The organism is Streptomyces sp. NPDC001985 (genome assembly GCF_040296845.1).
Lineage (GTDB): Bacteria > Actinomycetota > Actinomycetes > Streptomycetales > Streptomycetaceae > Streptomyces.
The window spans coordinates 1-7749 of record NZ_JBEOYB010000143.1; the positions used below are offsets into that span (position 1 = coordinate 1).

5 protein-coding genes are annotated in these 7749 nt (G+C 75.2%); 1 reads left to right on the forward strand and 4 read right to left on the reverse strand.

Annotation, left to right across the window (positions count from 1 at the left end; translation table 11 throughout):
* From ABT122_RS32730 to ABT122_RS32745, 4 genes are all read right to left on the reverse strand, one after another.
* A partial coding sequence (locus ABT122_RS32730; protein WP_351559684.1) for a hypothetical protein occupies positions 1–2892 on the reverse strand: 2892 nt, incomplete at its 3' end.
* A 203-nt stretch (positions 2893–3095) separates the two neighbouring features.
* A complete protein-coding gene (locus ABT122_RS32735; protein ID WP_351559686.1) occupies positions 3096–3674 on the reverse strand; it encodes a hypothetical protein in 579 nt (192 codons plus the stop codon).
* Positions 3675–4195: 521 nt separating this feature from the next.
* On the reverse strand, positions 4196–4459 hold the full coding sequence (locus ABT122_RS32740) for a DUF6225 family protein (protein WP_351559688.1): 264 nt from the start codon (positions 4457–4459) through the stop codon (positions 4196–4198).
* 209 nt (positions 4460–4668) lie between these two features.
* The gene (locus tag ABT122_RS32745; protein ID WP_351559690.1) at positions 4669–5256 is read right to left on the reverse strand and encodes a DUF6506 family protein; all 588 of its coding nucleotides are present in this window, start codon (positions 5254–5256) and stop codon (positions 4669–4671) included.
* Positions 5257–5917: 661 nt separating this feature from the next.
* Here ABT122_RS32745 and ABT122_RS32750 point away from each other — a divergent pair.
* Complete coding sequence (locus ABT122_RS32750; protein WP_351559692.1) at positions 5918–7585, forward strand: MFS transporter; 1668 nt, start codon at positions 5918–5920, stop codon at positions 7583–7585.
* Positions 7586–7749 lie beyond the last annotated feature (164 nt).

Below are 7749 nucleotides of genomic sequence, written 5' to 3' on the forward strand. Positions count from 1 at the left end.
GGCGCGCAGCTTGCCGGCGGTGCCCCAGGGGGCGCGGCCGGGGAAGGCGGGGGACAGGTGGTGGGAGTGGGAGGCGGTAGTAGTCACGGACGGCGCGTCCTTCACCGTGGCGGTGATCACCGGACCCTGGGGCTCCGGTGTGTCGCCGTGGACCATGAGCTGCATCCGCAGGGACTCCTCCGGTTCACTCACCCGGTCCCTGACGGTGGGAACGCTCACTTCCGCGCTCAGCTCTCCGGCGGGGATCGCGGGTGTCAGATGCGCCCGCAGCTCGGACAGGGGCCGCTCCGGGTTCCGCGGCTCCCAGAGGTTCTCCTCCAGCCACCGCCCGTCGACGTCCAGGGTGGAGAGCTCCGTCCCGTCGCCGGCCGGCAGGAAGGCGAATCCCGCCGCCCCGAACTCCGTCTCGGTGGGCGCGGACAGCGACACGCGCCAGGTCAGGCTTCCGCCCTCGGTGACGTGGTCGGTGACCGGTTTCACGGTGATCCGGGGCAACGGATCGTCGTCCTCCACGGTCGTCCCGCCGGAGTGGGACCCGACCACCGCCCCGCGCACCGCCTTGACGTACAGGGTCTGTCCGGAGGCGTAGCCGTAGCGGGTGTCGCCCGTGACCCTCATGGCGGCCTTGACGGCACGGCCGCGCTCGCCGACCGTCACCGTGGAGACGGCGGTGTCGTCCGCGCGCGGCCGGGAGGCGAACGCCCGGACCTGGCCGGTGCCCTTCCCGGAGACCCGTACGGGGACATGGTGGACCCGGACGCCCGAGTTCCCCTCCTTGACCGTCAGCCGTCCGACGTCCACGCGCGGCATGTCCACCGTCCGCACCGCCGGTGTGCCGGGGCGCCAGCCCCACGCGTCCATCAGCCAGGCCTGCCCGGAGGTGGTGCGCGGGATCAGCTCCACCGCCTTCACCTGCTTGAGGTTCAGTCCGGCCCTGACGGCGGCGGCCAGCGGCACACGGACCTCACGGGCCCAGTGGGAGGCGGTCCGCCCGGTGCCCGGCAGTCCGTCGGCCCGGACCCGGCCGAGCGTGGCGCGGCGGCCCGAGGCGTCGGTGAGGGCGATGTCCAGCCGGGTGCCGGTGGTGTTGGGCGGCACGATCACCCGCAGGGCCAGCGCCTCGGCGCCCGAGACGGAGAACGGCCGGGCGGGAGTGGCCCGTACCGGTGCACCGGCCTCCGACCAGCGCATCGCGACCGCGTGGCGGCCGGGCTCGGGGTAGGCGTCCCAGCCGGCGAAGTGCGGTGATCGGCCGTCCCACCGGGAGGGCAGGCACGCCTGCCGGGGTTTGTCGGTCACCTGCTCGCACAGCCGGCCGCCGGTCACGGAGACCGAGGTGCCGGGCAGCAGGGCCGGGGTGCGGTTGCCGCCGACGGCGTGGCTGAGCACCCGCGCGGGGCCGGCCGAGGGGGCGCGCCGGTCCGAGCCGTCCAGCAGGGGGCGCACCCGGTCGTCGCCCGCGACGAAGAGCCGGGCCGCCGCGGCTATGTAGGTGGAGCCCGCGGTCTGCTGCTGCCGCGCGGTCAGCCGGGTGCCGGTGCCGGGTGCGCACACCGCGTCGGGGTTCTCGTCGTCGGGCCAGAAGTCGTCATCGGCGGGCGCCTCGGCCTGTCCCGGTGTCCACTCGCTGTTGAAGAAGTTGTGGTTGGCACCGACCATGTAGACCGCGCTGTTCAGGGCGGTGCCGCTGCCCAGGCCACGGCTGTTGTCGAGATACATCTCGCCCTGGAGGTCGGAGACGTCTCCGTCGCAGCCGGGCAGGATGGTCATCGACGGTGTGTCGGGGGCGGGGTTGTGCCCGAAGATCGTGGGACCCACGAGGACGGTGCCGCGGATGCGCCAGCGCACCGCTCCCCGGTAGCCGTCCTGGGCGGCGGGTGGCCGGAAACGGCTGTCGAGCGCGGCGCGGTTGACACCCTCGCCGCCCCGGGAGTGACCGACCAGCAGCACCCGGGACAGGTCGGCCGCGGCCGCCGCCGCGCGCACCTCCGCCGGCGCCCCGGCCGGATCGGCGGCCCACTCGGCCCACCGGGCGAGATGGAGCCGGACCAGGGACGAACGGGCCTGTGCGCCGCCGTCCTCCGCGCCCTCGTCCTGGGCGTTTATCCCGTTGGCGGCTATGGACACCGTCACATGGCCCTGGGAGGCGAGGAGCTTCTGGTCGTGCAGATAGCCGCGGTGGCTCGGGACCGGCCGGGTTCCCTTCTCACAGGGCCAGGCGGAGCCCTCGTTGCCCCGGGCGCTGAAGCAGGTGTAGTGACGGCCGTGCAGGAACAGCGCCAGCGGGCGGGGTCCCGGCGCGCCGGCCGGTGCCACCACCACCCCCCGCATCTCCACCGGCGCGGGGTAGCCGGGCAGGCGTACCGCGTCGAGGGTGTACTCACCGCTGACGGTGCGGTACTTGCCCGGGACACCGGGGTCGACCTGGTTCACGGGCAGCGGGGCCGCCGGCTTCACCGGGGCCGCGGGGAGCCGGGCGTCCGGGGCGGAAGCGGCCCCGGGGCCGTCGAGGCGGCGCCCGCCGGCCATCACGCGGAGCTCGTCCGGCTCCCCGGGGGACGCGCCGTCGAGCCGCAGCCGGAAGGTGCGCCGGTCCTCGTCCGCCACCGGGCGGCCGATGAGCCGCTGTCCGGTGTGGAACTCGACCCGGGCGTCGCCCATGGGCACCGGCTCGGCGGCGGCCCAGACCAACTGCTTCCCGGCCCCCGCGCCGGTGAGCTGCCACCCGGCCGGAAGTCCGCTGCCACCGGGGCCATCGGGTGCGGGCGGCCGGGTGCCGGCGGACGGCCCGGCGGGCAGCGCCCCCGGCGACGCGTGCGCCGGCTCCGCCGACCCCACTGCCAGCGCGAGGACCACCGTGGCGGCGGTCACCATGCGCGAGACACGGATCAAGGCTGCTCTCCTTGTCATCAGCTTGCTCAGGCATCCCGGGAATCCCGGATTGCTCCCCTGTTCCAGGGAGATGCCCGCTGATGGCCCAGGGTTGCCTCGGGCCGTGAACCGGGGGTGCGCGCGGCGCCGGCACGGCTCCGCCGGGCGCTGCCCGGTGCCGTGCGCTCACCGGCGGGGGCCGGGCCGTGCGCCTGCCCGCCGGATCAGTGCCGGAGCAGATAGCCCGTCAGCCGGGAGCGGGCGGCCGACTCGGTCAGCCCGAGCGCCGTTCCCACCGCGTCCCACGGCACCTCGTCCACCTCGGTGTTGCGGGCGGCGCTCCGGCCGGCACGCCAGGTGGTGCGCTCCAGCGCGGCCACGGCCCGCAGCGCGGCGAGCGGTTCCTCCTCGGCCAGGGAGGCGAGGTGCCCGTCCACGCGTTCCAGCAGGCCCGCCAGTTCGGCGGGCAGGGGCACCGAGCGGGCCTCGACCTCGCCGATGTGGCGGTCCCAGTCGTGCCGGGGCCCGGAGGTGCCGAACAGATGGGGGCGGTCCTCGATCGTGTGGGACCAGTCGATGGGATAGCGGCCGGTGCCGCGCCAGCCGCACGAGCACGAACCCCGGACCTCGGCCGCCCGGGGCGTGCCCCGTGTGCCGTCGTACGCCCACCACTCACGGGTGCTGTGGACGGTGGAGCCGCTCCCGGTGTCCAGGTACACCGGATCGGGCTCACTGCCGTCGGCCAGGAGCGCCCCCGCGCTGCCCTCGTGGGACGTCCCGAACTCGTCGGTCTGCCACGTCATGTCTCCTCCTTCGTGTCGACGGTCCGAGGATGCCCGAGCCGGCGGGCCGGTGACCGGGGAACGGGAGATCCGTCCTCCGGCCGGGTGCCTCGGAGCCTCTTCGACAGAGTGGGAGCGGGGGCAGGGGTGGACGGATGTACGGGAAGGGGCGGAACGGGGGTTGGGCGGGGCGAATCGCCCGGGGGTCAAGGGCGCGTACCCCGGTCCGGCCCGGTCCGGTGATCAGCCGCCGGTACGGGAGGAGGGCCTCGGCGCGCTGCGGCGCACCGCACGGGCGCCGGGGGGGGCGGCGCGACAGCGGGGCGCGGGGGAGGGTCCGGTCCGTCCGGCGGGCGGCGGGTGCTCCGGGCTCCGGGCTCCGGGCTCCAGAGTGCTTCCGGACGTCGGGGCGGACCGCCCGGACCCGGTACCGACGGCTGGCGGGCCGCTTCCCGGCGGCACTCACCACAGCCGCGCCGGTCACGGCCCGTCTCCGCACCCGGGCCGGTGGTCGCGGTGGAACACCGGCCCCGGACGGCGGGTCAGACGGGGTCGCGGTGGTACTGCCCCGCCTTGAAGTCCGCGAAGAGGGTGTACTCGACGGTCGCGGGCGAACCGGCCCGCCCGGCGGAGTCCTTCTCCACCGGTTCGAGATTCACGAGGGCGTACTCGCTGTAGCCGTCGAAGTCGCCGGGGTCGTCGGCGACTCCGATGTGGAGGGGGGTGTCGTCCGGCAGGGCCGCGAGGGCCTCCCGGAGCCGCGCCGCAGTCCACACCGCCGGGGCGTGGTCGAAAGTGTCAGCCATGGCCCGAGGCTATCCACACCCCCGGCGCGGAGGACGGTTCCCGCGCCGGGCCGCGCGGACAATCCGCGATCTCACCTCACCGGCCCTGTGCGGCCCCGCCCTTCCGGGAGGCCGGGCGGCCCCCCTGCGAGCCGGGCGCCGAACGGGTGCCGGGCGGGCATCGGCCACGACTTCCAGTCCCCGTCGCCGGCCGCGCGGCCGATCCCCCGCTACCGCCCGGCGGGCACAGCGGTCGGCGCGGGCTCCGAGTGGACGGCGGCACCCACCGGGACGCGCCCGCCCACGGCCTCGATCACCGCGGCGGTGCCGGCGGGACCGAACCCTCCGTACACCTCGATCAGCTGCACCTCCGCCGCCAGTTCCGCCGCCACGGCGGCGCCCGCCGCCGGGTCGGGGACGGCGACGAAGAGCGCGCGGGAGGAGCCGTCCGGGCGCTCCAGCCGGTCCGCGGCGGGGTCGGCGCCCTCCTGGAGGTAGAGGAACAGGGTCGTCAGCGCCTCACCGGCGGTGGCGCGCTCCTTGAAGCGGGCCGCATCGATCAGCGACTCGAAGCCGAAGGCCACCGTGCCCACGCGCGCCCGGCCCCGCACGGCCGCCCCGACCCGCGCCGCCCAGGGGAACCCCGTCGCCCCGCACAGCTCGATCGTCTCCACGCCGCCCTCCACCAGGGCGACCGCGGTCTCCACCGCGGCGTCCTCCGTCGGTACGGCCCGGATGACCGTCCCCCCGCCCTCGGGCCCGGTCCGTACCGGCCCGTCGGGCTCCGCCACGTACAGGATCGCCCTGTCACCGGCCATGACTCCCACCACCCTCCAGTCCCGCCCATGTCCTTCCCTCCCGGCCAACGCCCTGGCCCCGGACCGTGTTCCCGGCGGCGGGCACTCCACCGGCGTACCGACGGGCCGGTGGCACGGGCGGCGGTGGCGGCTCGTCGAAGAGGCCGCCGAAAGGGCCCGTCAACGGGGCCATGAGACGCGCCCGCGGCCTCGACAGCCGCCCGATGCGCTCGGCCGGCTCGCCGATCCGCCGCCGCGCCGGCCGCGCGAGGACCCGGTGGGGCCGTCGCCGGGGCCGGCCGGTGCGGGATCGAGGACCCTGGGCGGAGCCGCTGACGTCCGCGATGGCCGGACGGGGCGCGCAGCGGTCCGCCGATGGCGCGGAGCCGGCCGATGTCCTCGGGGGCGCGGGTCCGGTGGCCGGACGGGGCGCGCCCCGGTGAGAGGAGGCCCCGCTCCTCGGAACCCGGAGTCCGCGCCGGACGCAAGCCGCCGTGCCGGCCCCGTGGAGCGGTACTGCCGGGCGGTCCAAGGCCGAGCGGTCCACTGCCGGGCGGTTTTCGGCCGAAGTCGCGGCACATCCCTTGTGCTCATTGACAGTTGACCGATGGATTCATAGCTTCTTGGATCGTAGAGATTACCAACGATTGAGATTATTGATCATCCGAACAACGGGGGAACGATGTCGGAACGAACGAACCGGACGGCACGCCGGGCGGACCCACCCGGCGCCGTCGGCGCGGGGCGGGGATGGACACTGGCCGTGGTGTGTGTGGCCACGTTCATGCTGCTGCTCGACCTGACCGTGGTGAACGTCGCGCTCCCGGACATCCGGGAGACCTTCGATGCCGACTTCACCTCCCTCCAGTGGGTGCTCGACGCCTATGCGCTGGGGCTCGCCGCGGTGCTGCTGACGGCCGGTTCGCTGGCGGACCGGCTGGGGCGCAAGCGGGTGTTCAACGTCGGCTTCGTCGTCTTCCTGCTCGCCTCGCTCGCCTGCGGGCTCGCTCCGGACACCACCTCCCTCTCCGTCGCCCGCGGCCTCCAGGGCCTCGGCGGCGCCGTGCTCTTCGCCATCGGCCCGGCGCTGATCGGACAGGAGTACCAGGGCAGGGACCGGGGCAGGGCCTTCGGGATCTTCGGCGGAGTGGTCGGCCTCTCCATCGCCTTCGGGCCGCTGATCGGCGGCGCCCTCACCGACGGGATCAACTGGCGCTGGATCTTCCTGGTCAATGTTCCGGTCGGGCTGGCGGCACTGGCCATCAGCGCCCTCCGGATGCGCGAGTCCCGCGCGGAGTCGGCGCCCGGGGTCGACTGGTGGGGCCTGGTCCTCTTCTCCAGCGCGCTGACCCTGCTGGTCCTCGGACTGCTGCGGGGCGAGGCCGACGGCTGGGGCAGCGCGCCGATCGTCTCCCTGTTCCTGGTGTCCGTCGTGCTGTTCGGGGTGTTCTGCGCCGTCGAGCGCCGGCTCGGCGACCGGGCCATGCTCGATCTCTCGCTCTTCCGGAACGTCACGTTCAACGGGCTGTCGGTGGTGACCCTGCTCTGTGCCGCCGCCACCATGTCGGCGCTCTTCCTGCTGGTCTCGTACGTGCAGAACATGCTGGCCTTCTCCCCGTGGGAGACGGGGCTGCGCTTCCTGCCGCTCACCCTGACGCTGTTCCTCGCGGCCGCCGTCGCCGGATCGCTGACGACCCGGGTGCCGCAGCGGCTGCTGGTGGGAACCTCGCTCGCGCTCATCTCGGCCGGGCTGACCCTCGTCGCGCTCACCGGCCCGGACACCACCTGGACCGCGCTGCTGCCCGCCATGGTCGGCATCGGCCTGGGCATGGGGCTGTTCAACCCCCCGCGCGCCTCCCTCTCCATCGCGGTGGCGGAGCCGTCCAAGGCGGGCATGGCCTCGGGTATCAGCGAGACCTTCCAGCAGGTGGGCGTCGCCGTCGGTATCGCGGGGTTCGGGGCGGTCTTCCAGAGCCGGGTGACCCATCTGTTCACCGAGTCCGAGGCGGGGCGCCAACTGGGCCCCAACGCTGAGGAGTTCGGCGAGGCGGTCGCGGCGGGCGGTGCGGCCGAGGCCGTCGGCCGGGCACCGGAAGGGCTGGCCGCCGCCCTCGACGCGGCGGCGCGCACCGCCTTCGTGGACGGTCTGACGGATGTCATGATCATGTGCGCGGCCGTCTCCGCGGTCGGCGCGGTGGTGGGGTACGCCTTCATCCGCGGCCGGGACCTCCATGAGAGCGCCCGCACGGCCGCACCGCACGGCGGGGAGCCGCCCGCGCGCACCGCCGCCGGCCCGGCCCCCGGCGGCGACGGGAGCGCCGAGCAGATCCCGGCCGCCGTCTCCCCCTGAACAGCGGGCGCCCCCAGGGGGGCGTCCGCGACGGCGCGGTGTCCCGCGCCCGGGGGGCGGGCACCCCCCCCGTACCCACGAAAAAGCCGCCGAACGGCCCCGGGGGGCCCCGGATAGGCCGCCGGAGCGGCCAGCCACGCCCCGTCACCCCAGAGGCAACCGGG